Below are 25,291 nucleotides of genomic sequence, written 5' to 3'. Positions count from 1 at the left end.
TCATCTTGATTGCTTTTTCTTTTCCCTTTATCCCCCTTCCTTTTCTTTGCATACCATATTAAAACAAGTTATCATAAGATGTATTACTTTATGAAAATAATGTTAGGTGGGAAATACATGTTAGAACAATTTCATATACATGCTGATTTAAAACAACAGCTTTCTACGATTCATGAAAAGAATAAGCAAGAAGCTGGTGAAAATGCACATTTAATCGGAACGAAAATATATAAAGCGTCTGATAATAGCATTATTGAAGATGCGATTACAGCACTTCTTCTTGGCAAGAACATTCTATTAAAAGGACCGACTGGTAGTGGTAAAACAGTACTAGCGGAAACTCTTTCTTCTTTATTCCAAAAACCAATGCATAGCATTAACTGCTCTGTCGACTTAGATGTAGAGGGTATTTTAGGATACAACACACTACAAACGAAAGATGGTGCATCTGAAGTTTCATTCGTTAACGGTCCTCTTATGAAAGCAATGAAGAACGGTCACTTCCTATATATTGACGAAATCAATATGGCAAAACCTGAAACGTTACCACTTCTTCACGGCGCATTAGATTACCGTAAAATGATCACAAACCCATTTACACAAGAGGTTGTATACGGTGATGACGAATACCGTGTAATTGCTGCGATTAACGAAGGTTACGTTGGAACAAGTGAACTAAACGAAGCGTTAAAAAACCGTTTCGTTATTATTGAAGTTCCTTACATTCAAGGTGATACATTAAAAGAATTATTATTAGCAGAATCAAAATTAAAAGATGTTGCAACAATTGAAAAGTTCGTTGCCTTTGCAAGCGACCTTATGCCTTTAGCTCGCGATGGACGTGTAAGTGAAGAAGCGGCAAGTATTCGTGGCATTATCGACGCATGTGATTTAGGTGTATATATTCCTGTTATGCGAGCGATTGAACGAAGCATAATTGCAAAACTTAATGATGAAACAGAACAAATGACTGTCCGTGAATTAGCAGAAAGTTATTTCTTTGAGGGATAATTTATGAGACAAATTTTTAGTGACAAAAAAATTGATGCGTCGCTGTTTCTACAAATGGAAAACTTAATGTATGCCCTTCTAAAAGAAGACGATGCCTATCTTGAATATGGCTATAAAGCATACTACGACGAAATTGAAAAGAAAGTTGTCATTAGTCACTTTTGGGATGATCGAAAAGAAGAAGATACAGTAATCGGATTAAAAAGCGAAGTGTTCTTAAAAGCACTTGGTAATAAACATTACTCGGACATGACTTTAATTCGTTCTTATGCGATTGAATTGCAAGAATCGCCCCTAAAAAAGTTTTTAACACAATTATTTGTTCTATTAGAAGATTTACGCGTTGAGGAAATTGTAAAGAACTTACGTCCTGGCACGAAGCATGTTTTTAAAAGAAGAAAAGAAATGTATCGCAATTACTTTAGCTCACAAAATGAAATCAATCGCGTTCGTAACTATCACGGTGATCGTCTATTTTGCCTATGCTATCTTTCATTAACGAGCGATAAATATGAAATGTTTAATAATGAATATTTCGAACAAATTGAAGCTATTTTGCATGAAACATTCCAAGCTCGTAATACGGAAGATATTATGTATATCGTTGAGAAAATTCGCTACCGCTTAGAGGAGCTTCTTGAAAGTGATATGCTTAACAACTATTTCGGACATGCACCGCTTTATTTATCTGTTCTTGCAGACGAAAAGAACTGTCGCGTCGAAGATTTAGCAAATGATGATACGCAGCTTATAGATGACGATGAAAATAAAAACAAAATGGATGAAAGTTTCTCCACATGGCATCGTGAAAATAAAAATAACGAAAACGAGAACTTTTTACGCTTTGAATTAGAAAGCGGAACAAAAACAAACATGATGGGCGATACTGCTCGTGAATCAGAAGATGGCGACCAAGCACTTGGTTCTGTACAAGGTACTTCTCAAAAAAGTACACAATCCAACTTTGATGGCGCTGATACAGAAGAAGCAAGGGCTTCACACGCTTCTAGTCAAAATGATGGTGCATATGGTAAATATAACACTGGCGCTTCTCATACATTTAAAGAAGCACGTAAACCAAATCCTGATGAGAAAAAGGATTACCAAGCTATCAAATCAGTCGTTAATAAAGATGTAAAAGAATTAAAGAAAATTATCGAAAAAACGATTGAAAATAAAACGAATGCAAATAGTGATAAATATTACGGAAGACTTCGTAAGAAATTCCTTCGTATTTATACTGAAAAGCAGCCTCGCATGTTTTATAAAAAAGGGCAAGAATCACAAGAGCTCGACGTTGCATTCCAACTGTTAGTTGACTGTTCTGGTTCTATGTATAACAAAATGGAAGAAACGAAGAAGAGTGTTGTACTATTCCATGAAGCTTTAAAATCTTTAAAAATCCCGCACGCTATTAGCGGATTTTGGGAAGATGCCTCTAGCGCTAAACCTGAAGATAAGCCGAACGTTATCCATGAAGTTGTAAATTATAAAAACTCAACGTTACCAAACGTTGGTCCAGAAATTATGCAACTTCGTGAAGAAGAAGATAACCGCGACGGATATATTATTCGTATCGTTTCTGAAAAGCTTGCCAAAAGACCTGAGAAACATAAATTCTTACTAGTCTTCACAGACGGTGAGCCTTCTGCGCTAGACTATCAACAAGACGGAATTTTAGATACGCATGAAGCTGTTAAACTCGCGCGTAAAAGTGGTATGGAAGTAATCGGTATCTTCATCGAAGAAGGCGAAGCGAAAGAAGCAACTTATCAATTGATGAAAAACATTTATAACCATCACTTCTTAGTTGCAAATCACGCTGAAGATTTACGACTGAAGATTAAACCATTACTGAAAAAATTATTACTGAAGACGATTGAATAGAAAATAGGAGCCTTGTGGCTCCTGTTTTTTCGTTCAATTACTTTGTTTCTGGTTGAAACTTGTATGGAATGGCTACTTCTAACAAATATTCAAATCCTCCGTCATAGTATGGGAAGCGCTCATTCGCAATTGTTCGATCCACCCACTCTACTGCAGAAATTTCACCTTCATCTTCCGCAATAAGTTCACCTTTTTCTACATTCGCTCGGAATGTAAAAAATAGCGCATGATTCCCTGATTCTTCAAAGAATTTTTCATTGATCGCAACAAGTCCACCTAACGTAGCAGTTAAACCTGTCTCTTCTTTCACTTCTCTTATTAGTGCTTCCTCTAATATTTCACCTTTTTCCACAGCCCCACCTGGCAATGACCAAACGTTTTGTTCTACATTATGTACCATTAATATTTTATCTGTTTCTTCGTCATGTATTAGTGCATATACGACATCAACTCTTTGCATGTTGCTTTTCTCCTTCAATTAACTCATCCATTGTAAATAAAGAATGTAGTTGTAAACCATCTGCTAATAAGTTTTCTCTTCCCTCTTTCGTTCGTTCAATCACACCTAGAACATGATGTACTTTCGCACCTAGTTCTCTTAAATCTTTCGTGCTTAATAATATTTGACCACCTGTCGTAATAACATCCTCAACAACACAAATATTTTTCCCAGCAATATTAACGCCTTCTGCTAACTTACATGTGCCGTACTTCTTCGCTTCTTTTCTTACAAATACGACCGGTATACCTGTTTGTAAAGATAATGCCGTTGCTACTGGAATTCCTCCCATCTCTAAACCAGCGAGTGCTTCTGTATCAGGAGGAATGAGCTCTTTCAACTGTTTAGTAATTTCTAATAACAGTACTGGATTAGATTCAAATAAGTACTTATCAAAATATTGATTTGATACTTGTCCTGATCGAAGCTTAAATGTTCCCGTTAAACGTGACGTACTGTAAATTTCCTTTGCTAATTCCCATTTCTCCATTCCCTGTCTCCCCTTTACACACAAATTAACTCATTCTATCACATTTGTAATTATTTGTATATTACCAAAATACAAATAAAAAGAGCCGATTCCTAAGAATCGACTCTTCCTATTAATTCATCACTAACTCAGCTGTGAGCTTTTTTTTTAACTTAGCCAGCATGTCAGTTGTCATTTTGTCTAAATCGTATTCTGCTTTGAAGCCCCACTCTTTCATTGCTGCTGTTGCGTCAATAGAGTTTGGCCAGCTATCAGCGATTGTTTGACGAGCTGGATCTACTGCATAATCCATTGTAAACGTCGGAATGTGTTTACGAATTGACGCTGCAATTTGCTCTGGCTCGAAGCTCATTGCTGTAATGTTAAATGCATTTCTATGCACTAGCTTACTTGGATCAGCTTCCATTAATGAAATGATCGCTTGTAAAGCATCAGGCATATACATCATGTCCATGTACGTTCCTTCAGCAATGTATGAGGTGTATGCACCTTTTTTAATCGCCTCATAATAAATTTCAACTGCATAATCAGTTGTTCCGCCTCCTGGAGGAGCTACGTAAGAAATTAAACCTGGGAAACGGACACCGCGCGTATCTACACCAAACTTTTGATAATAATAATCACATAGTAATTCTCCTGCTACTTTGTTTACCCCATACATCGTAGTAGGACGCTGAATTGTATCTTGCGGTGTATTATCTTTTGGCGTCGATGGACCAAATGCACCGATAGAACTTGGCGTGAAGAACTTACAGTTTAATTCACGAGCTGCTTCTAGAGCATTTACAAGTCCACCCATATTTAAATTCCATGCAAATAACGGATTTTTTTCTGCTGTTGCTGAAAGTAAAGCTGCTAAATGAATAATTGTATCTACTTCATTACGCTTTGCGATATCATGTAGTTTTTGTCCATCTGTTACATCTAACGTTTCAAATGGACCAGACGTTACTACTTCACTGTCTGTTTCACGAATATCTGTTGCAATAACATTTGATGCGCCGTATACATCACGAAGTTTCATTACTAGTTCAGAACCAATTTGCCCTAAAGAACCGGTTACTAGAATTTTTTTCATTTTCCCCACTCCTCATTTGCAAGCTATTCAAAAGATGTCGTTACTTAAATGATGCCCATTTCTTTTCCTACTTTTTCATACTTAAGAATTGCTTCATCTAACATTTCTTTCGTATGAGCTGCTGTAGGCATATTACGAACGCGCCCTGTTCCTTTTGCTACAGTTGGGAACACGATAGATTTTGCGTATACACCTTCTTCATTTAGACGTTTACTAAATTCTTGTGTTAATACTTCGTCCCCAATGATACAAGGTGTAATTGGCGTTTCACTTTCCCCAATGTTAAAGCCAAGTTCTTTTAATCCTTGTTTCAAGTAGCGGCCATTTTCCCATAAGCGATCGTGTAACTCTGTGCTTTCCATTAAGATTTCAATTGATCTCATGCAAGCTGCTGCATCAGCTGGTGTTAATGCTGTAGAGAATAAGAATGGACGTGAACGAACTTTTAACCAGTCAATTAAGTTTTGTTTCCCTGCTACATATCCACCAATTACCCCAATTGCTTTTGATAATGTACCAATTTGGAAATCAACTTTATCAGAAAGACCGAAGTGCTTTACAGTTCCTGCACCTTTTCCAAGTACACCTGAACCGTGTGCATCATCTACGTATGTCATTAAATCTAACTCTTCTGCAATCTCAACAATTTCTGGTAGTTTTGCAACATCTCCATCCATCGAAAAGACACCATCTGTAATTACCATTAATTTATTGTAAAGACCTGATTCTTTCGCCGCGATTGCTTTTTGGCGTAAATCTTCCATATCAGAATGTTTATAAACAATAATTTTTGCTTTTGATAAACGACTACCGTCAATAATAGATGCATGATTTAATTCGTCTGAAAGAATCGCATCATTTTTATCCATAACAGCTGAAATCGCTGCCATATTACAGTTAAATCCTGATTGATAAGCAATTGCTGCTTCTGTATGTTTAAACTTTGCAATTGTTTCTTCTAACTTAATATGCAAATCTAAAGTACCGTTAATTGTACGAACAGCCCCTGCTCCAACACCGTACTTATGAATAGCACCAATTGCTGCTTCTTGCAAACGGCTATCTGTTGCTAATCCCAGATAGTTGTTTGAAGATAAGTTAATATATTCTTTTCCGCCAATTGTAATGATCGGTCCATTTGAACTCTCAAGCGGATCAATTACGTTATAAAGCCCCTTTGATTTTAAATCCTCTAAATTTTCTTCTAAAAATTTCGCAAGTGTTTTACTAGACATCGTGAAGCCTCCCATCGTTCATGTAAGCGGATTATTGTCTTAATAGTTCTAATAATCCCTCTACTAGCTTAACACGTTTTCAGAATTTATTATAGAAAAATAGTTTAAAGTAACCGCTTACAATTCTAGATTATATATGATTCATTACAATAAATCTATCATTTACTTTTCATATTTGATAGAATTAAAAAAATATTTCGGGAGGTTTCAAACATGGCATTTACAGAATCTGATGTATACAATAACACAGCATTTTTCGAACAATATATGAAACGAAGATACCGAGAAAATAGCCCAAATGAATCCATTGAAAAACCAGTATTCTTTCAGCTCATTGGTCATGTACAAGGAAAACAAATTCTCGATTTAGGCTGTGGTGATGCTAAGTTTGGCGCGGAATTATTAGAGAAGGGATGCTACTCTTACACCGGCATTGAAGGCTCCGAACTTATGTATGAAAAAGCTAAAAAACAACTAGAAAATAAAAATGGATCTGTTCATTTTTTAAACCTCAAAGATTATACCTACCCCTCTTCCACTTTTGATTTAGTAACATCTAGACTCGCCTTACATTATATTGAACATCTTGATACTATTTTTCAAAATGTATTTCAAACTTTAAAAACAAATGGCACCTTTACCTTTAGCGTTCAACATCCCGTTATTACTTCTTCATTTGAAAGCTTACAAACAAGTGGTAAAAGAACGAGTTGGCTCGTCGATGATTACTTTAAACTAGGCAAACGGGTTGAACCATGGATTGACCAAGAAGTTATTAAATATCATCGTACAACGGAAGAGTATTTCACATTATTACAGCAAGCCGGATTTACCATTACATCATTAAAAGAAGCTACACCAAATCCAACCTATTTTCAAGATGAAGAAGAGTATAAACGTCGCTTACGTATTCCTCTCTTCCTCTTATTTTCTTGTACCAAATAAAAAAAACGATGAATCACTCATCGTTTTTTTATCTCATTGCCTGAGCAACTTCTTTAACTACACGTCTTCCTCTTCCGTGAGGGATACAAAGCGGTGTTCCAAACAACGGATCCGTACTAATTTGACACTCCATTCGGAATACATCACGTACTAGTTTCTCATCTACCACTTCTTCAGGTTTACCTTGTGCATATATTTGTTTATCTTGAATTGCTACAATGTTATCTGCATAGCGGCATGCTAAATTCAGATCATGTAATACCATAACAATTGTTCTTTGTTCTGTTTCATTTAATTCGAATAATAAATCTAGCACTTCAATTTGGTGAGTCATATCTAAGTATGTAGTTGGCTCATCCAGTAAAATGATATCTGTATCTTGTGCAAGTGTCATTGCGATCCAAGCACGTTGACGCTGCCCACCTGAAAGAGCATGCACATCACGCTCAGCAAATTCTGTCATACCTGTTGCTGCAAGTGCCTTCTGTACCATTTCCTCATCTTTTTCTGACCACTGTTTCAGCCATGTTTGATATGGATAGCGTCCTTGTTTTACAAGTTGCAATACTGTAAGCCCTTCTGGTGCTTGCGGTCCTTGCGGTAAAATTGCCATTTGACGAGCAATTTGCTTCGTTTGCATACTTTGAATAGCTTGATTATCTAACAAAATGTCACCAGTTGTTGGCTTTAATAATCTAGCTAGTGAACGTAATAAAGTTGATTTCCCGCAACCGTTGGAACCGATAAAGATTGTAATTTCACCTTTTGGAATTTCTAAATTCAACTCATCAATAATAATTGTTTCACCATAAGACAACGTCAAGCGTTTCGTCTCCAATGCTTTTTGCATATTCATCTCCCTTTATGAATTCCGACTTTTATAAAGTAAATAAATAAAATAAGGTGCACCAATTGCTGATGTAAATACCCCTGCTGGAATTTCAAGTGGTGTGAAAATTGTACGCCCTATTAAATCTGCAGCAAGTACTAGAATTGCACCGACAATAGCTGCAACTGGGAGCAATGCACCGTATAAAGAACCAACTAGCCTTCGTGAAATATGAGGTGCCATTAAACCGACAAATCCAATCCCTCCGGCGAAGGCAACTGCTCCCCCAATTAAAGCCGTACTAAGTAATAACATGAATACGCGTGACTTCGTTAAAGGAACACCAAGTCCTACCGCAATATCATCCCCTAGCTCTTGCGCATTTAAATGTCTAGCAGCTATAAATGATATTACTGTTAAAATGAGAACCCACGGTGCAAGTACCATAACATTTTGCCAAGAAGAGCCATAAACGGTACCCGTAATCCATACATTCGCTTGGCTCGCTTGATAAATTGGTGCTAACAACATAAATAATGTTGTTGCCGCCTTCGTTAATGCCCAAAATCCAACACCAATTAAAACGAGAATAATTGGTGATAATCCATCATTTTTCCATGCAAATAAGTATACAAAAACCGCTACAATCGTTGCTCCTGCAAAAGCTGCTAACGGCATATAATGAATGCTTACAGTTAGCGCATTATTTTTATCACTAAATAGCGCTAAAAATAATACAACTGCGACACTTGCCCCGCCCGTAATCCCGATGATATCAGGAGAAGCAAGTGGATTTCGAACGAGCCCTTGTAAAATACAGCCCGCTACCGCAAGCGCAATTCCTACGAGGATAGCAATTAAAATACGTGGCATACGAAACTTATTTACAACCATATTTGACATTGCATCGCCATTTCCGGTAATTGCTTGCCATACGTCATAAGGAGCAATTTTCATGTCTCCCATACCTGCGCTCGCAAAGAATAATCCTATTAAAACAACTAGTAAACTTAACAAGACGAGACAAGCTCGTTTATACATTAAAAACGAGAGCTCACCTTTTCCTATACGAAACGGAATATATTTCTTCATTTGCTAAGCCCTCTCTTACGTGCAATATAAATAAAGAATGGAGCTCCAATAAATGCTGTCATAACTCCTACTGGTACTTCTTGTGGCATAATGACATATCTTGCTGCTATATCAGCCAATATTAGTAGTATTGCACCTAACAATCCGCTATAAGGCACTCTCCATCTGTGGTCAACTCCAACAAGAAATCTCGCAAAATGCGGAGTAATAATTCCAATAAATCCAATTGGGCCAGCAACCGCAACTGAACCACCAGACAACAGTACAATAATAAGTAACACGAATGATTTCATTAAAATTGTTCGTTGTCCAAGTCCTTTCGCGACGTCTTCTCCCATCATCAATGTATTTACTTTCCCTGCCATCATAAGAGATGCAATCCATCCTATTAATAAATATGGGAATACAGATTGTAAAATTTCTAACTTTCTCCCTTGCACAGATCCAGCAAGCCAAAATAATACCTCTTCAAGTGCTTTTTCATTTAACACAAGTAATCCTTGTGTTAATGATGAAAATAACGCACTAATTGCGACCCCTGCTAACGTTAACTTAAGAGGAGTAGTCCCTTCTTTTCCTAAAGAACTAGAAGCAAATACAAGTACAGCTGCAACCGCAGCTCCTAAAAAGGCAATCCATGTGAAAGCTGATAATGATGTTACTGAAAAGATTACAATTGCTACAACTATGAAGAACGCAGCACCTGAATTTAATCCAATAAAATCTGGAGAAGCAAGTGGATTCTTAGTTAAAGTTTGCATAAGACAACCCGCGATGGCTAAACTAGCACCAACACTTGCTGCTATAAGTGCCCTTGGAAGGCGCACATTTTGAATAATAATATGTTCATTAGAACCATTAAAATGGAAAAAAGCATCTAGCGCTAATTTCCAGCTCGTATTTGTATATCCGAAAATAATACTTCCCCAAATACAAATAACGACTGCAATGATTCCAACAAATAATCCAATCCATTTTGCTTGATTTGTTTTTAATAACATGCAGCGTTTCCCCTTCAATGTATAATGATACGTTGTAAGTGTATTTCAACTTAATTCTCATTGTCAACGGAAATGAGAATTATTTTCAACCATATGTATTGACAATCAAAAGATAAAGGCTTAATATCATGCTTGCTATTGAAAAATATTCTCAACATATAGGGGGTACATAATGAATTTCATGCGGAAGAAATCGTTTACAGTATTTGTATTTTTACTAGCATTTTCAATGCTTTTAAGCGCTTGTGGAAAATCAAATAACAAAGAAGAATCTACAAAAGAAGATAATAAAAAAGAAGTGGTTACTGTAGAACATGCAATGGGTAAAACAGAAGTTCCTGCTAATCCAAAACGTGTAGTTATCTTAACAAATGAAGGAACTGAAGCTTTACTTGAATTAGGTGTGAAACCAGTTGGTGCTGTAAAGTCTTGGACTGGTGACCCATGGTATCCACATATTAAGGATAAAATGAAAGATGTAAAAGTTGTTGGTGATGAAGGACAAGTTAACGTTGAAACAATCGCTTCTTTAAAACCAGACTTAATTATCGGTAACAAAATGCGTCACGAAAAAGTGTACGAACAATTAAAAGCAATTGCACCTACTGTGTTCTCAGAAACATTACGTGGTGAATGGAAAGATAACTTCAAATTTTATGCAAAAGCATTAAATAAAGAAAAAGAAGGTCAAAAAGTTGTAGCTGATTACGAATCACGTATGAAAGATTTAAAAGGCAAACTTGGCGATAAAGTAAATCAAGAAATCTCTATGGTTCGTTTCATGCCTGGTGATGTTCGTATTTATCATGGCGATACATTCTCTGGTGTTATTTTAAAAGAACTTGGATTTAAACGTCCTGGAGATCAAAACAAAGATGATTTTGCAGAGCGTAACGTATCTAAAGAGCGTATTTCTGCTATGGATGGTGACGTATTATTCTACTTCACATTCGATAAAGGAAATGAGAAAAAAGGATCTGAACTAGAAAAAGAATATATAAACGATCCTCTATTTAAAAATTTAAATGCCGTAAAGAATGGTAAAGCATACAAAGTCGACGATGTTATTTGGAATACAGCTGGCGGTGTAATTGCTGCTAACCTATTACTAGATGACATCGAAAAACGCTTTGTTAAATAATATTTCCTTAACCAGCTCCCTTCTGTGGAGCTGGTTATTTTTCAATTCACTTAAATGTCACATTATTTCGTTTTGTATTTTTATTCCCAATATGTTATATTGAGAAAGTAAATAGAATATATTTTCTTTATATCAGAATAAATGTTTTAATCTAAATTTTCTGATTAATCACTATTTTATTTTCTTTTAGAATTCAATTATTACATTTGAAAACGCTTATCATCTCGTTTTCAGGGCAAAATACAGTAACGGTCGAAGAAAAATAGAACTTTTTTAGAAATTTTCTTTCTATTTCCATATAATTCTATTGACTTCTAAATATTTTGTAAATTAAAATGATTACATAAATATCCGTTATACAGGATTAGGGGGAAACAAAAATGGATGCAGCTTTAAAATTAGACAAAGCTGGAGAGCAACAATCACCAAAAAAACATCCACCAGGGTTATACTTGTTGTTCTTTACAGAGGCATGGGAAAGATTTAGTTATTACGGAATGCGTGGCTTATTAGTTCTTTATTTAACAACGAGCTTAGTAAGCGGCGGTTTAGGATTTGATAAAGCAGTTGCAGTTCAAATTTACGGTATTTTCACAATGTTAGTATACTTCACACCTATTATTGGTGGTTGGTTAACTGACCATTTCATTACGAAGCGACATGCCATTACTATTGGTGGTATCATCATGGCAATTGGTAACTTTGTATTATTCTCAATGAACACAAAAACTGGACTTTTCTTAGGATTAGGATTATTAGTTATTGGTAACGGATTCTTCAAACCAAATATTTCGACTTTATTAGGTCAATTATATAGCGAAAATGATTCTCGTCGTGATAGTGCCTTCACTATCTTCTACATGGGGATTAACTTAGGAGCTCTTATCGCTCCATTCATTTGCGGTTACTTTGCAGATTATAGATACGGTTTCTTAACAGCTTGTATCGGTATGATTATTGGGCAGCTTGCCTTTAATTTCTTAGCACCTCGTTACTTAGGGTCTATCGGAACAACTGTTGTAGGTAAACAATCTAAAGAAAAAAATGCAAAAGCAATTGAGAAAAAACCTTTAACAACACAAGAGAAAAAACGTACTGCTGCAATTTTAATTTTAACTTGTTTCGTAGTATTCTTCTGGGCAGGATTTGAGCAAGCTGGTAGTTCTTTAACACTTTACACAGATAAGTTCGTCGATCGTACAATTGGTGGATTTACAATTCCAACACCTTGGTTCCAATCTGTAAACCCACTATTCATTATCTTACTAGCATTACCTGTTTCTGCGTTATGGATTAAGCTTTCAAAAACAAAAAATGGCGATTTGAAAATCCCAACAAAAATGGCATTAGGCATGATTTTACTAGGGATTGGATATTTAGTTCTAACTTTAGCTGTTTTAAAAACTGGTAGCGATGAAGGTAACATTACAATGAAAGCAAACTTACTATTCATTGTATTCACTTACATGTTCCACACAATCGGTGAGTTATTCTTATCACCAATCGGATTATCTATGGTAAGTGCAATTGCTCCTGTTAAATTAGCATCATTATTAATGGGTGTATGGTTAGCTGGTACTGGCTTCGCAAACTTATTAGCAGGACAATTAGCCGCTTTCACTCAATCTTTAGGATATTTAGAAGTATTCGCAAGCATCGGTATTATCGTAATTGTACTGGGATTAGTACTTCTTATGTTCTCTAAGAAAATTGCACATATGATGGAATAACAAAAAGACGCTTCTAAAATTAGAAGCGTCTTTTTTATTAATTCTCCTCTAAAGCTGTCACGTCCACATGAACGCTCTCACCAGGATTAGATACATCATACACTTGAGCACTCCCCTTCTGCTCATCACAGCTCTCAATCCATACTGGTACGCCCTCATATGTAACGTCAATTCTACTTGAAGAAGATAAGATTTGTTTCACACGTTTCACATCCATACTACTATCCCTCCTTTTGCTTACTACACTCCTTTCTATTTTTTCTTTTCCTTTTAGAATATATTCCGTAAGGCAGCATGTTGATTGATAGTCATTTCTTCCTCACATGCTAATATTTACTCTCTCGCTACCTTTCTAACAAATAAAAAAAGACGTATATTCCATACGTCTTTTTCCATAATATTCAAATTTTAAGAAAATAATGTTTTTACTACCGCACTTACTTTATCATTATGGATTTGATAATACACTTCTAATCCTCGTCTTTCAAAGCGTACTACTTTATTTTGCTTTAACTTCGTTAAATGTTGTGAAACAGTTGATTGTGGAATTTCTAATACTTCCTGTAGCTGTGTTACATTACATGTTCCTCTTTGCATAAGTTCCATTACTAGACGTAGACGAAGTGGGTGAGCTAACGCTCTTAACATTTGTACATCTTCTTCTGAAATACGACATTCGAATTGATTTTGGCTCATAAAGTTCCCCTCATTTTCGTTTTTATTTGCGTTTTTATGTTCTTTTTATTTATTTATATATCTGTTCTTATATTTCCTGTTACGACATAACTTTATCAACCTATAAAGCCGAAAAATTTTTCCATCTTTATCAGCAAAAATTCAGGAAAAAATCCTTGCTGATTTTGAATATTATACTATATGATATAACGAAAAAGCAAAATAATGGCCTACGAATACTTTGCTTGCAAACGTTGTTTTATCAAGCTTTTTGTTATATTTTCACCTCATTGAAACGCACAGTAACGGTATTGTAAAATACCGTCTATAATTGATAACCTATCGTAATGTAGTTGAACTATAATTAACCTCTTTGTTACGCTAAAAGGAATTTTCAGTAAAAAGAGATGATGTGATATTAAAAATTTGTTTCTAATTTTTTATTCGTATTGCAAGCGGTTGGACTGTTGTGCAAAACTTCCTATTTAAATCCACTCACCAATCCTCCCTCACACTAGATCAAATAGGACAGATCAGTTCATATATCAAACTTTATACTCGATATAAAAGATGGCATCTAATATACACTTATAGGAAACATGCCAGCTGAATAAGCAAAATAATATGCAAATAGTTTATACAGCACACTTAAATTCATTTGAGTGTGTTTTTTGTCTACTTTATGAACAAAGCTTTTCTTTTAACACTATTATGGAATAATTATACTTTTTTACGTTGACAATAGTGTTGAAGGAGAATATACTAAGCATGTAAGTTGATTGTGAATAGTTTCACAAATAATGTGAATTTCTTCACATATAATAGATAGGAGTTGTCATTATTATGAGTACTTGGACACAAATTTATGACCCATTAAACAATATTTGGTTATCTGCACTAATCGCAGCACTTCCAATCTTTTGTTTCATCATTTGTTTAATGGGATTCAAAATGAAAAGTTACATGGCTGGTCTTTATAGTGTGATTGTCGCTATTATCCTTGCAATATTTGTTTATAAAATGCCAGCAACAGTAGCTGTAGCATCTGCTGGATTCGGTGTTTTATCTGGATTTTATCCAATTTGTACTATCGTTATCGCCGCAATTTTCCTTTACAAATTAACTGTTAAAACAGAGCAATTCAATATTATTCGCGATAGTATTTCAAGCATTACAAATGATCAACGTTTACAAGTATTATTAATCGCTTATTCTTTCGGTGCTTTCTTAGAAGGTGCAGCTGGTCTAGGGGTTCCAGTTGCTATTACAGCCGCACTACTTGTAGGTATGGGCTTTAATCCATTAAAAGCAGCAGGTATTTGTTTAGTAGCTAATATTGCTGGTGGTGCTATGGGTGCTATGGGTATTCCAGTTACAGTGCCAGCACAATTAACTCAACTTGACGCATTAACTATTGGTCGTCAAACTGTTCTTATTTTACCTTTCATTAGTATTATTTTACCTTTCTTACTTGTTTCAATGGTCGATGGAATTAAAGGTATTAAAGAAACTTGGCAAGGTATTCTTGTAAGTGGTGTTTCTTTCGCTATTACTCAATTCGCTGTGACTTACTTCTTAGGTGCAGAACTTACTAATATTTTCGCAGCAGTTGTAAGTATGATTGCTCTTGCATTATTCTTACGTGTTTGGCAACCAAAATCTTCTACTAAAGAAGAAAAACAAGAAACTAAAGCATCACATACATTCAATCAAATTTTATACGCTTGGTCTCCATTCGTATTCTTAACTGCATTTGTAACAATCTTTAACTTAAAACCGATTAAAGCTTTATTTGCTCCAGATGGTGCGTTAGCAAACTTAGTATTTAACATTCAGTTCCCTGGTCTTCATAATGCTGTTATGAAAACTACACCAATTACAAAAGCTGATACACCTTTCGCAGCTGTTTTCAAATTTGATGTATTCTCTTCTACAACTACTGCGATTGTACTAGCAATTATCGTTTCACTTATCGTTTACCGCGTAAAAGGTAAAATGGTTAAAGAATTAATGATTGAAACAATGAAAGAATTAAAAGCTCCAGTATATACAATTTGTAGCGTTATCGCTTTAGCTTACGTAGAAAACTACTCTGGTATGTCATCTACACTTGGACTTGCATTCTCTTCTACTGGTAATGCATTCCCAGTTCTTTCTCCAATCTTAGGATGGATTGGCGTATTCATTACAGGTTCAGTAGTTTCAAGTGGTTCTTTATTCGCACCACTTCAAGCAGTAACAGCAGACCAATTAAACATCGTTCCTTCTACACTCGTTGCCTTAAACGTAGTAGGTGGTACAATGGCAAAAATGGTTTCACCACAATCTGTAGCAGTTGCTTGTGCCGCAGTTGGACTAGTTGGTAAAGAATCTGCTCTATTTAAAACAGCAATGAAATACAGTTTAATCTTCTTAGCTGTTATTAGCTTACTTCAATTAAACGCTGTATTTAATATCTTTTAAAAATAAAACACCGATCCAAGTGGATCGGTGTTTTTCACATTACATTTTTTTATTTTTTAATAAAGAAGCTCCAGCAATTTCAGGGTGAGTCATTTCGAATGGATCTAAAATAATATCCAATTCCTCTTCTGTCAGTACACCATGTTCTAAACATAACTCCCTAACAGATTTCCCTGTTTCAATTGCTTCACGTGCAATACGAGATGCTACTTCATAACCAATATGAGGATTAACTGCTGTAATAATTCCAACACTTTTCTCAACATATTGCTTCAGCAATTCTTCATTTGCCGTAATTCCTTCAATACAATATTCACGGAATACACGGAATCCATTATTCATAATACTAATAGATTGAATTAAATTAAATACAAGCACAGGCTCCATTACGTTTAACTCTAATTGTCCTGCTTCTGATGCTAAGCAAATTGTATGATCGTTTCCGATTACTTGGAATGCGACTTGGTTAATCACTTCTGCCATAACTGGATTTACTTTACCTGGCATAATCGATGAACCTGGCTGACGTGCTGGCAATTGAATTTCAGCTAACCCAACACGTGGTCCAGACGCCATAATACGAAGATCGTTTGCAATTTTAGACATGTTCATCATACATACTTTAAGTGCTGCAGATACTTCTGTGTATGCATCTGTATTTTGCGTTGCATCAACTAAATGCTCTGCACCAACAAGTGGGAATCCACTAAACGTTCTTAAATGTTTTACCACTTGTTCAATATACATAGGATTTGCATTCAATCCTGTACCAACAGCTGTCGCCCCCATATTCACTTCATATAAATGCTGACGAGACTGTTTAATTCTTTTTATATCACGCGCAAGCACTCGGCTATACGCTTCAAATTCTTGTCCAAGGCGAATTGGAACTGCATCTTGTAAATGTGTGCGTCCCATTTTAATAACGTGATCAAACTCTTTTGCTTTTTTACGAAAAGCAGAATGAAGTTCTTCCATTGTAATAAGAAGCTTTTCTAACATCATAAGAGTTGCAATATGAATCCCTGTTGGAAACGCATCGTTCGTTGATTGGGCCATGTTCACATGAGTGTTTGGGCTAATTTTCGCATACGCCCCTTTTTCATATCCCATACGTTCTAACGCTCTATTCGCAATTACTTCATTTGTATTCATATTAATAGAAGTTCCGGCTCCGCCTTGAATAGGATCCACGATAAATTGATCATGAAACTTTCCATCAACAATTTCTTGCGCTGCTTCTGCAATTTCATGTCCAATGTCTTTAGCTAAGTAACCAGTATCTATATTCGCAAGCGCCGCCGCTTTTTTCACAATTGCCATTGCTGTAATGAGTGATGGATGAATGCGATATCCTGTAATTGGGAAGTTTTCTACGGCACGTAATGTTTGTACACCATAATAAGCTGCACTTGGTACTTCTTTTTCACCTAAAAAATCTTTTTCTATACGTATATCCTTCGTTGCTATCATTTTTATCACCTATACTTTTTCATTCTAAATCCTTATCCAAAAAATCCGCCCTCTAAAAACACGAGTATCATTCAGAAGAATTTTTCAGTATCCACCTTCACTATATAGCACCTTTTTTGAAAGCGCAAACATTTATTTTTCTGTATATCCTTTTTATTAAAGTTTATAGAAAATCATTCTTCTACTTTCCTTATTTCCACTCGTTTAATTTGATGCATATCCTTTTCAAGGACTTTAAAATAAAAACCGTGTTTCTCAATAATATCTCCTTCAGCAACGATTTGTTTTTGTACCATAATCCAGCCACCAATTGTATCTACATCATCAGCAATTAAATGTATGCCAAGCAAATCATTTACTTCACTAATAAGCACTTTTCCCTCTACGATTTTATAACCTTCACTTATATGCTCTATAGGGGGATTCTCATCTTCATCGTATTCATCTCGAATTTCTCCAACAATTTCTTCTAAAATATCTTCTAGTGTAACAATCCCAGCTGTACCACCATATTCATCATACAATACAGCTAATGGAATGTGTTTTCTTTGCATTTGTAATAGTAAATCATGAATTGGAATATTTTCTAGCACTTCAATAACTGGCCTTGTATATGGCATAATTGAGCACTCCTCATCCCGATTACCATCCATATAACGAATAAATAAATCTTTTACATTAACCATCCCAATAATTTCATCTTTATCTTCACCAAATACAGGATATCTCGTGTACTTTTCTTGCGCGATTACTTTAATATGTGTTTCAAATGGTTCGTCCTCATATAAGCCTACAACTTCCGTGCGAGGTACCATAATTTCTTTTGCTACTCTATTATCAAATTCAAAAATATTATTTACATATTTAAATTCCCTTTGGTTAATCTCTCCGCTCTCATAGCTTTCAGATAAGATTAACCTTAATTCTTCTTCTGAATGAGCTACTTCATGTTCAGAAGCTGGATGTAATCCGAATAAACCAGTTACAACCCTCGCTGAACCATTCAAAGCCCAAATAAACGGATACATAACTCGGTAAAAATAAATAAGTGGTTTCGATAACAATAAGCTAACTTGTTCTGCTTTTTGTATAGCAAATGTCTTTGGAGCAAGCTCCCCAATGACAACATGTAAAAATGTAATTACTGCAAAGGCAATAATAAATGAAACTGTACTGGAAATTGCAGGTGAGAATTTTAATTTTAAAAACAACGGCTCGAGTAAATGTTTAATGGTTGGTTCCCCTAACCACCCGAGCCCTAAAGCAGTAATTGTAATGCCTAGCTGACAGGCCGATAAATATTCATCTAAATTTGAAGTTACCTTTTTTGCTGCCAGTGCACCTCTTCTTTTTTCACTAACGAGTTGATCAATACGACTGCTACGTACCTTAATAATTGCAAATTCAACAGCCACAAAAAATGCTGTTAACCCAATAAGAATGACTACCATCAATAATTTTAAAATATCCACATATGCTCTTTAGCTTTCTTAGCTAAAGTTACACCTCCTTTTAAAAAGAAGTTTCACTTTAGTTTCTTCAATTATTGGACAGCAACTCTATATAAAATCCACCAATTTTCAAACCTCATACAATTCTAAAGGTAAAGCATCAGGGTCTTGGAAAAAGACGAATTTCTTCCCCGTTATTTCATCAATACTGATCGGTTCCGTCTCAACACCACATTGGTTTAAATGCTTCACAGCTTCTTCTATATTTGTAACAGCAAATGCTAAATGTCTAAGACCGGCTGCTTCTGGAAAACTTTTGCGCTCAGGCGGATTTGGAAATGAAAATAATTCGATTTGATACTCTTCTCCTACACATAAATCTAATTTATAAGAATCTCGTTCCTTTCTATATACTTCATTTATCTCTTTAAACCCTAATATCCTAGTATAAAAATCCTTTGACATCTCATAATTCGAACAAATAATTGCAACGTGATGCACTCTACATATATTCATGCTCTCTCTATTCCTTTCTTTACCAAAGATGCATATTCTCCCTTGAAATGAAAAACATATATAGCAGAATATCTCTTTTAGGGGGCTTACCATGAAATTCATTACTTTTTTCGTCGGACTAATTGTTGTTTTCTTGCTCGCTTATATTGCTAGCAATAATAAGAAGCATATTAAATTTAAACCAATTTTTATCATGCTTATTATACAGTTAATTTTAACCTATTTACTATTAAATACAGAAATCGGCCTCATACTTATTAGAATCATTTCCAGTTTGTTTACCAAGCTACTCGAGTATGCTGCTGATGGAATAAATTTCGTATTTGGTGGTCTTGCAAATAAAGGTGAAATGCCATTTTTCCTTACTGTATTATTACCAATCGTCTTTATTTCTGTTTTAATTGGTATATTACAACATTTCAAAATACTACCATTTTTTATTCGTTGGATCGGGTACTTTCTTAGTAAAATAAATGGTCTTGGTAAATTAGAATCTTACAACGCTATCGCCTCTGCCATTGTCGGCCAATCAGAAGTTTTTATTACAGTGAAAAAACAATTAGCTCAAATTCCCAAACACCGTCTTTATACACTTTGTGCCTCTGCTATGTCAACCGTATCTATGTCTATCGTAGGTGCCTATATGACAATGATTGAACCTAAATATGTAGTAACTGCACTCGTTCTCAATTTATTTAGCGGTTTTATTATCATACTCATCATTAACCCTTACGACGTTAAAGATGACGAAGATATTTTAGAAATCAAAGGTGAAAAACAAAGCTTTTTTGAAATGCTTGGAGAATACATTCTTGATGGTTTTCGTGTAGCCATTGTTGTCGGCGCTATGCTCATCGGATTCGTCGCATTAATTAGTTGCATTAATGACCTGTTCCTCATTATATTCGGTATTACGTTCCAACAATTAATCGGCTATGTATTTGCACCTATCGCATTCCTTATCGGTGTACCCAGTTCTGAAATTGTCGCGGCTGGCAGCATTATGGCAACAAAGCTTGTAACGAATGAATTTGTCGCAATGATGGACCTTAGTAAAATTTCTAATAGCCTTTCTCCCCGTACAGTTGGTATTATTTCTGTTTTCCTTGTATCTTTTGCCAATTTTTCTTCCATTGGTATTATTTCAGGTGCGGTAAAAGGACTAAACGAAGAACAAGGAAACGTTGTTGCGAGGTTTGGCCTTAAATTACTATATGGAGCTACTCTCGTTAGTATTTTATCTGCAATTATCGTAAGCATTATGTTGTAATTAGGTAAAATTTTATCATTTTCTTATCCCTATCTTTTGTATACAATAACGAATAGGTGTCTTATAAATAATCAAGACATCTATTTTTTATACATGTACAATCGCTTTTATTTAGCGTAAAATATTTTTTATGTGTTTGAATACACTTCTAAATGTATACACTTTGATAGTTTTAAAGGAGAAAAAATGATGAAATCCGACACGAACAACAATACGCGAGCCAAAAAAGGACGCTCAAAGAAAAAACGCCTACTTTGGTTCCTTCTTATTCCATTACTAATTGTAGCACTTGGAGCAGGAGGCTACTCCTTCCATATATACAGTAAAGCAAAGTCCGTCTTAAATAACGCTTATGCTGAACTAGGTCGAGGAGATAAGTCCAGTAAACGTGAAAAAGCTGTTAAACCTATGACCGACAATATTTCCGTACTAATTATGGGTGTTGATGAAAGTGATATTAGGGAAAAAGGTTATGGAAAAGCAACTCGAACAGATGCGTTATTACTTGCAACAATTAATAAAAACGATAAATCCGTTAAACTTGTAAGCATTCCACGTGACTCACGCGTCTACATTAAATCACGTGATAAATACGATAAAATCACACATGCGCACGTATTCGGTGGTGTAGACAGCACAATTGATACGGTAGAGAACTTTTTAGATGTTCCAGTTGACTACTATGTAAAATTCAATTTTAAATCCTTTATTAAAATTGTTGATTCTCTTGGTGGTATTACTGTAGACGTTCCAGTTGAGTTCACAGAGCAAAATAGTAAAGATGAAGCAGATGCCATTCATCTAAAAAAAGGACGTCAACATTTAAATGGAGAAGAGGCACTGGCACTAGCTAGAACTCGTCATATCGATAGTGATTATATGCGTGGTCAACGTCAACAGCTTGTATTAGAGGCCATTGCTGAAAAGGCACTATCTCTTAATTCCATTAATAAAATCGGTGGCCTACTAGACGCTGTCGATAAAGATTTAAAAACTAATTTAACTTTTGATGATATGATGACAATTACAAAAAATTCAATGGATTCAAATTTAAAAATGGAAAAAATGCAAGTAGAGGGTACAGATAAATATATAGGTGGTATTTATTATTACGTTCCAAATGAAAAAAGCGTCGATACTATTTCAACTACCCTTCAAAAACATCTCGGTGTTACGAATAAAAATGAACATAAAAAATTATAATAAAAAGGCTGCTAGATCTTTCTAGACAGCCTTTTTATTATATTTTTCAACATATTTTTCATACACATTGTGACAAGAAGTGACAATTATTACAACGGTGTAACATTTTTTATGAAAACATTACACACACAGTGAAAATAATAGTATACTAGTACGTACATAATGTTATTTTCATCATTTTTATACAAAAAATGTAATACATATATTTATACATAAATTTCTGGGGGGAAATAAATGAAGCTAAGTAAAATACTGATCGGTTCTGCAATTGCTGGGGGCATATTACTTTGTGTAGGCGGTGTTGGAGGATATCAATATGTATCCAAATTAAATAATCAATTAGATACTACTGCATTACCAAATACTACATTTGAAGGTATTTCTCTCGATGGAAAAAATAAGAAAGATATTCAAGCAATTATTAATCAAAAGGTAGCTGAATTAGATCAAAAATCCCTTACCTACATATTCCAAAACGATAAACAAACTTACACATGGAAAGATTTAGGGATAAATTATAAAGAGAAAGATATTATTGAAAAAATCTTCAAAGAACAAGAAGGAAACGTAATGAATCGTTATAAAATGCGTAAGCAAGCTGAAAACGGTGAATTAAAACGTGACTATAAATTAACACCACAATTAAATGCAACAGCTTATGAAACCTTTATAAAAGATAAATATAATGAAACATTAAAAAATCCTGTTAACGCAGAATTAAGTATTGAAGGCTCAACAGTAAATGTTAGTCAAAGCCAAAACGGAGAAAAAATTGATAAAGGGAAACTAAGCGGTTTAACAAATGAAGCTATTACTACTGGTAAATCAGATGTTACATTACCAGTTACATTCATAAAACCAGAACGTTCTACAGAAGACATACAGAAAATGGGTATTAAAGAAGTCATTGCTGAATATTCTACTCCAATGGCTGGCCGTAACGGAAATCAATCATTTAACGTAAATAAGTCAGCTAATACTTTAAGTGGGGTTATTGTCGCACCTGATGAAACATTTAGTTTTAACGGTCGCGTTGGCGTAACTGATGCTGCACATGGTTACAAATCTGCAGCAGTATATTCACAAGGTAAAGTAATACAAAGTGCAGGCGGAGGAGTTTGCCAAGTCAGTAGTACATTATACAGTGCAGCTTTAAGGGCAGATTTAGGCATTGTTTCTCGAAGCAATCATTCTATGCCAGTAAATTATTTACCACTTGGGCAAGATGCAGCAGTAGCAGATTATGGTCCAGATTTAAAATTTAAAAATAATACAGGCAATCATATTTATATTCAAGCATTTTCAAATGGAGGTAGTATTACTACACGCATTTTCGGTACAAATACTGGTAAAAATGTTGAAGTTTCTTCTCAAGTAATTAGTAGAACTAGTGATAAAATCACCGCGGTTACGTATAAAAAAGTAACACAAAACGGGGAAGTAATATCAAATGGACAAATTTCAAAAAGCGTATATAAAAGCGCTCCAAAAGAATAGATAATATCAACCGAATAGCATAAAGAAAAAGGCGTGATTAAATCACGCCTTTTTCTTTTGCAGTAATAGTAAAAAAGTTTCAAGATGGTCTTTCGTTTCTTCTAAAGACCACATACGATTTCCTTGCTTCGCAGCTAATACACACGCCTCTTCCCACGCGTTCTTTTTCTTCATATTTATTAATTCATCACGTAATTTCAAAAAAATTTCTTCGTCTTCTTGTTCAATAAACTCTTCCATCACGCTTACTATTTCATCCTCATGAATACTTAACGTACAGTACGATTTAAGAAAGTATTGTAATGTCGTATACATAATGTACTCCCCCTTCTTATTTATCAGATGGATAAGAAGTAATAATCTTAAACCCTAATTCTCCTGACTTATCTCTTGCTAAAACAGTAACAGTTTTTACTAACTTGTCTTTTACACTCATATTTTTCTTTATTACCGTTTTTCCAACAGGAAATGAATGAGTTGTATTTAATACGAGACGAGCCTCTTTAGAATTTTTTAACCAATCTTGAATTTCCTTGTCATGTTGCTTCAAGCTATCTTTTACAGCTTTCGTCGCTGTTTCTTTATCATAGTATGTACTTGCGGCTGACACTTTATCTGTCTTCAAGCGATTCTTCAAATCCTCTTCTGACTTGCCTACATGTCTTTCAATCGTATGACCATTTTTAGGTGGTCCTTCCATTTCATCTAAAATATTATCACTAATTTTTTCTACTGATGTAGCTTGATTCCCTGTCTGTTTCTCTGTTTTTTGTTCTTTTCCTGCACATCCGCTTAAGATCAGCATTAATGCCAATAAACTACTGAAGAAAAGACTACTTATTCGTTTCATCATATCACCTCTTCCATGATTATTATCGCAACTTCACTAAAAGTCAATTTCACAACGAAAAAATCTATCAGTTTTCATTTTTTTATCTATTTTTCCATATTTACTCCAGCAATTTCATCAACCCTCTATTTTTCGCCTTTTATAATATATACCCCATATATTTTATAATTATTTCCCGAATAAAATCACCAATAATATAAGTATAAAACCTTTTTATAAAAAGGGTTTTATACTGTTTTTCAAAACGATTTAAAATACCCCTATTTTTATATACCTAATACCTATATAAGGTATCAGTACCCCTTCTTATCAACGTTTTTCTACATTATGTAAATTTCCCCTTGCCTATACAATCGAAATATGGTGTAATGCAAAAAAAGATAAAGGATTTTAAACAATGGCTGAAACGATTCAAAATTTCTTAACAGAATACTATTCAATCGCAATTCCACTTAGTATCTTAATTAACATCATCATTAGTCTTTTAGGTGTTATTCCTAGCATCTTTTTAACCGCCATTAATATACAGCTCTTCGGTGTAACAAATGGCACAATCATTTCGATCGCAGGTGAGGCCTTAGGGGCTATTATCTCGTTTTATATTTACCGCCTGGGCCTTCAAAAGTTCACTCACGATAAAGTAAATAAGTACCCAAAGGTAGAGCGTCTTCTTTATGTAGAAGGTAGAGAGGCCTTTCTACTCGTTCTATCGTTTCGATTGATACCTTTCATCCCATCAAGTATCGTGACTTTATTTGCAGCTCTAGGGAAAATGTCATTACTCTCCTTCAGTATTGCCAGTACAATAGGTAAAATACCGGCCTTATTGATTGAAGTATATTCGGCATACCAAGTCATGAACGGAACAAATGAAGCGAAGTGGGTTGTAACAATCGCAGGCGTTATTGGATTGTTTTATTTGTGGAAAAAATGGAGAAAAAAATAAAGAAGGAGC

The 25,291-nt window shown here is 34.9% G+C and carries 24 protein-coding genes; 10 read left to right on the top strand and 14 right to left on the bottom strand.

All coding sequences use genetic code 11. The annotated features are described in order from the left end of the window. Positions 1 to 117 precede the first annotated feature (117 nt). Both MR107_RS06990 and MR107_RS06985 read left to right on the top strand, forming a co-directional pair. On the top strand, positions 118 to 1,011 hold the full coding sequence (locus tag MR107_RS06990; RefSeq protein ID WP_000892971.1) for an ATP-binding protein: 894 nt from the start codon (positions 118 to 120) through the stop codon (positions 1,009 to 1,011). A 3-nt stretch (positions 1,012 to 1,014) separates the two neighbouring features. Continuing rightward, on the top strand, positions 1,015 to 2,898 hold the full coding sequence (locus MR107_RS06985) for a vWA domain-containing protein (protein ID WP_001248875.1): 1,884 nt from the start codon (positions 1,015 to 1,017) through the stop codon (positions 2,896 to 2,898). Between the two features lie 37 nt (positions 2,899 to 2,935). On the opposite strand, the gene MR107_RS06980 is transcribed toward MR107_RS06985, so the two are convergent. From MR107_RS06980 to MR107_RS06965, 4 genes are all read right to left on the bottom strand, one after another. Continuing rightward, positions 2,936 to 3,358, bottom strand: coding sequence for an NUDIX hydrolase (locus MR107_RS06980; RefSeq protein WP_001189941.1), 423 nt, complete (start codon positions 3,356 to 3,358; stop codon positions 2,936 to 2,938). After that, the gene (gene pyrE, locus MR107_RS06975) at positions 3,345 to 3,887 is read right to left on the bottom strand and encodes an orotate phosphoribosyltransferase (protein ID WP_000417037.1); all 543 of its coding nucleotides are present in this window, start codon (positions 3,885 to 3,887) and stop codon (positions 3,345 to 3,347) included. Before pyrE ends, MR107_RS06980 begins: the two co-directional genes overlap by 14 nt. A gap of 112 nt (positions 3,888 to 3,999) precedes the next feature. Further along, a complete protein-coding gene (locus MR107_RS06970) occupies positions 4,000 to 4,965 on the bottom strand; it encodes an L-threonine 3-dehydrogenase (protein ID WP_000723149.1) in 966 nt (321 codons plus the stop codon). A gap of 44 nt (positions 4,966 to 5,009) precedes the next feature. Further along, complete coding sequence (locus MR107_RS06965; RefSeq protein ID WP_000095905.1) at positions 5,010 to 6,200, bottom strand: glycine C-acetyltransferase; 1,191 nt, start codon at positions 6,198 to 6,200, stop codon at positions 5,010 to 5,012. Positions 6,201 to 6,413: 213 nt separating this feature from the next. Between MR107_RS06965 and MR107_RS06960 the strand changes: the two genes are divergently transcribed. After that, positions 6,414 to 7,145, top strand: coding sequence for a class I SAM-dependent DNA methyltransferase (locus tag MR107_RS06960; protein ID WP_000885972.1), 732 nt, complete (start codon positions 6,414 to 6,416; stop codon positions 7,143 to 7,145). A 28-nt stretch (positions 7,146 to 7,173) separates the two neighbouring features. On the opposite strand, the gene MR107_RS06955 is transcribed toward MR107_RS06960, so the two are convergent. From MR107_RS06955 to MR107_RS06945, 3 genes are read right to left on the bottom strand one after another with little or no spacing between them, the layout of a single operon-like run. Next, the gene (locus MR107_RS06955; RefSeq protein WP_001167962.1) at positions 7,174 to 7,995 is read right to left on the bottom strand and encodes an ABC transporter ATP-binding protein; all 822 of its coding nucleotides are present in this window, start codon (positions 7,993 to 7,995) and stop codon (positions 7,174 to 7,176) included. A 12-nt stretch (positions 7,996 to 8,007) separates the two neighbouring features. Next, a complete protein-coding gene (locus MR107_RS06950) occupies positions 8,008 to 9,066 on the bottom strand; it encodes a FecCD family ABC transporter permease (RefSeq protein WP_000760056.1) in 1,059 nt (352 codons plus the stop codon). Continuing rightward, complete coding sequence (locus tag MR107_RS06945; RefSeq protein WP_000925211.1) at positions 9,063 to 10,067, bottom strand: FecCD family ABC transporter permease; 1,005 nt, start codon at positions 10,065 to 10,067, stop codon at positions 9,063 to 9,065. The genes MR107_RS06950 and MR107_RS06945 overlap by 4 nt, the downstream gene beginning before the upstream one ends. 172 nt (positions 10,068 to 10,239) lie before the next feature. On the opposite strand from MR107_RS06945, the gene MR107_RS06940 reads away from it, so the two are divergent. Together MR107_RS06940 and MR107_RS06935 are read left to right on the top strand one after the other, a co-directional pair. Beyond that, positions 10,240 to 11,208 carry an ABC transporter substrate-binding protein gene (locus tag MR107_RS06940; RefSeq protein WP_001010276.1) on the top strand — a complete coding sequence of 323 codons (969 nt, stop codon included), beginning with the start codon at positions 10,240 to 10,242 and terminating at the stop codon, positions 11,206 to 11,208. Positions 11,209 to 11,588: 380 nt separating this feature from the next. Continuing rightward, positions 11,589 to 12,938, top strand: coding sequence for a peptide MFS transporter (locus MR107_RS06935; protein WP_000338314.1), 1,350 nt, complete (start codon positions 11,589 to 11,591; stop codon positions 12,936 to 12,938). A 37-nt stretch (positions 12,939 to 12,975) separates the two neighbouring features. Here MR107_RS06935 and MR107_RS06930 read toward each other — a convergent pair whose 3' ends face one another. Both MR107_RS06930 and MR107_RS06925 read right to left on the bottom strand, forming a co-directional pair. Next, the gene (locus tag MR107_RS06930) at positions 12,976 to 13,155 is read right to left on the bottom strand and encodes an acid-soluble spore protein H (protein ID WP_086404046.1); all 180 of its coding nucleotides are present in this window, start codon (positions 13,153 to 13,155) and stop codon (positions 12,976 to 12,978) included. A gap of 191 nt (positions 13,156 to 13,346) precedes the next feature. After that, entirely contained in the window at positions 13,347 to 13,634 is a 288-nt protein-coding gene (locus tag MR107_RS06925) for an ArsR/SmtB family transcription factor (protein ID WP_000081428.1), read from the bottom strand. A gap of 822 nt (positions 13,635 to 14,456) precedes the next feature. Here MR107_RS06925 and MR107_RS06920 point away from each other — a divergent pair. Continuing rightward, positions 14,457 to 16,076 carry an L-lactate permease gene (locus tag MR107_RS06920; RefSeq protein ID WP_017673740.1) on the top strand — a complete coding sequence of 540 codons (1,620 nt, stop codon included), beginning with the start codon at positions 14,457 to 14,459 and terminating at the stop codon, positions 16,074 to 16,076. A gap of 39 nt (positions 16,077 to 16,115) precedes the next feature. Here MR107_RS06920 and aspA read toward each other — a convergent pair whose 3' ends face one another. The 3 genes from aspA to gloA2 form a co-directional block, all read right to left on the bottom strand. Next, complete coding sequence (gene aspA, locus MR107_RS06915) at positions 16,116 to 17,549, bottom strand: aspartate ammonia-lyase (protein WP_000562128.1); 1,434 nt, start codon at positions 17,547 to 17,549, stop codon at positions 16,116 to 16,118. Positions 17,550 to 17,722: 173 nt separating this feature from the next. Beyond that, on the bottom strand, positions 17,723 to 19,021 hold the full coding sequence (locus MR107_RS06910) for a hemolysin family protein (protein WP_000353313.1): 1,299 nt from the start codon (positions 19,019 to 19,021) through the stop codon (positions 17,723 to 17,725). A 108-nt stretch (positions 19,022 to 19,129) separates the two neighbouring features. After that, the gene (gloA2, locus tag MR107_RS06905) at positions 19,130 to 19,516 is read right to left on the bottom strand and encodes an SMU1112c/YaeR family gloxylase I-like metalloprotein (RefSeq protein WP_086404044.1); all 387 of its coding nucleotides are present in this window, start codon (positions 19,514 to 19,516) and stop codon (positions 19,130 to 19,132) included. A gap of 91 nt (positions 19,517 to 19,607) precedes the next feature. Here gloA2 and MR107_RS06900 point away from each other — a divergent pair, with 91 nt between their 5' ends. The 3 genes from MR107_RS06900 (at position 19,608) to MR107_RS06890 (ending at position 23,486) form a co-directional block, all read left to right on the top strand. After that, entirely contained in the window at positions 19,608 to 20,786 is a 1,179-nt protein-coding gene (locus MR107_RS06900; protein ID WP_000668866.1) for a NupC/NupG family nucleoside CNT transporter, read from the top strand. Positions 20,787 to 20,972: 186 nt separating this feature from the next. Then, a complete protein-coding gene (locus MR107_RS06895; protein WP_002163841.1) occupies positions 20,973 to 21,989 on the top strand; it encodes an LCP family protein in 1,017 nt (338 codons plus the stop codon). A gap of 234 nt (positions 21,990 to 22,223) precedes the next feature. Further along, positions 22,224 to 23,486 carry a VanW family protein gene (locus MR107_RS06890; RefSeq protein ID WP_086404043.1) on the top strand — a complete coding sequence of 421 codons (1,263 nt, stop codon included), beginning with the start codon at positions 22,224 to 22,226 and terminating at the stop codon, positions 23,484 to 23,486. Between the two features lie 42 nt (positions 23,487 to 23,528). Here MR107_RS06890 and MR107_RS06885 read toward each other — a convergent pair whose 3' ends face one another. Both MR107_RS06885 and MR107_RS06880 read right to left on the bottom strand, forming a co-directional pair. After that, on the bottom strand, positions 23,529 to 23,801 hold the full coding sequence (locus MR107_RS06885; RefSeq protein WP_086404042.1) for a hypothetical protein: 273 nt from the start codon (positions 23,799 to 23,801) through the stop codon (positions 23,529 to 23,531). A 16-nt stretch (positions 23,802 to 23,817) separates the two neighbouring features. Next, a complete protein-coding gene (locus MR107_RS06880) occupies positions 23,818 to 24,336 on the bottom strand; it encodes an RNase A-like domain-containing lipoprotein (RefSeq protein ID WP_000822694.1) in 519 nt (172 codons plus the stop codon). A 397-nt stretch (positions 24,337 to 24,733) separates the two neighbouring features. Here MR107_RS06880 and MR107_RS06875 point away from each other — a divergent pair, with 397 nt between their 5' ends. After that, positions 24,734 to 25,282, top strand: coding sequence for a TVP38/TMEM64 family protein (locus MR107_RS06875; protein WP_000852232.1), 549 nt, complete (start codon positions 24,734 to 24,736; stop codon positions 25,280 to 25,282). Positions 25,283 to 25,291 lie beyond the last annotated feature (9 nt).

The sequence above is a fragment of the Bacillus cereus group sp. BfR-BA-01441 genome (genome assembly GCF_022663075.1).
Classification (GTDB): domain Bacteria; phylum Bacillota; class Bacilli; order Bacillales; family Bacillaceae_G; genus Bacillus_A; species Bacillus_A cereus.
Note: the sequence above shows the minus strand (reverse complement) of the source record. Positions and strands in the feature narration are given on the sequence as shown.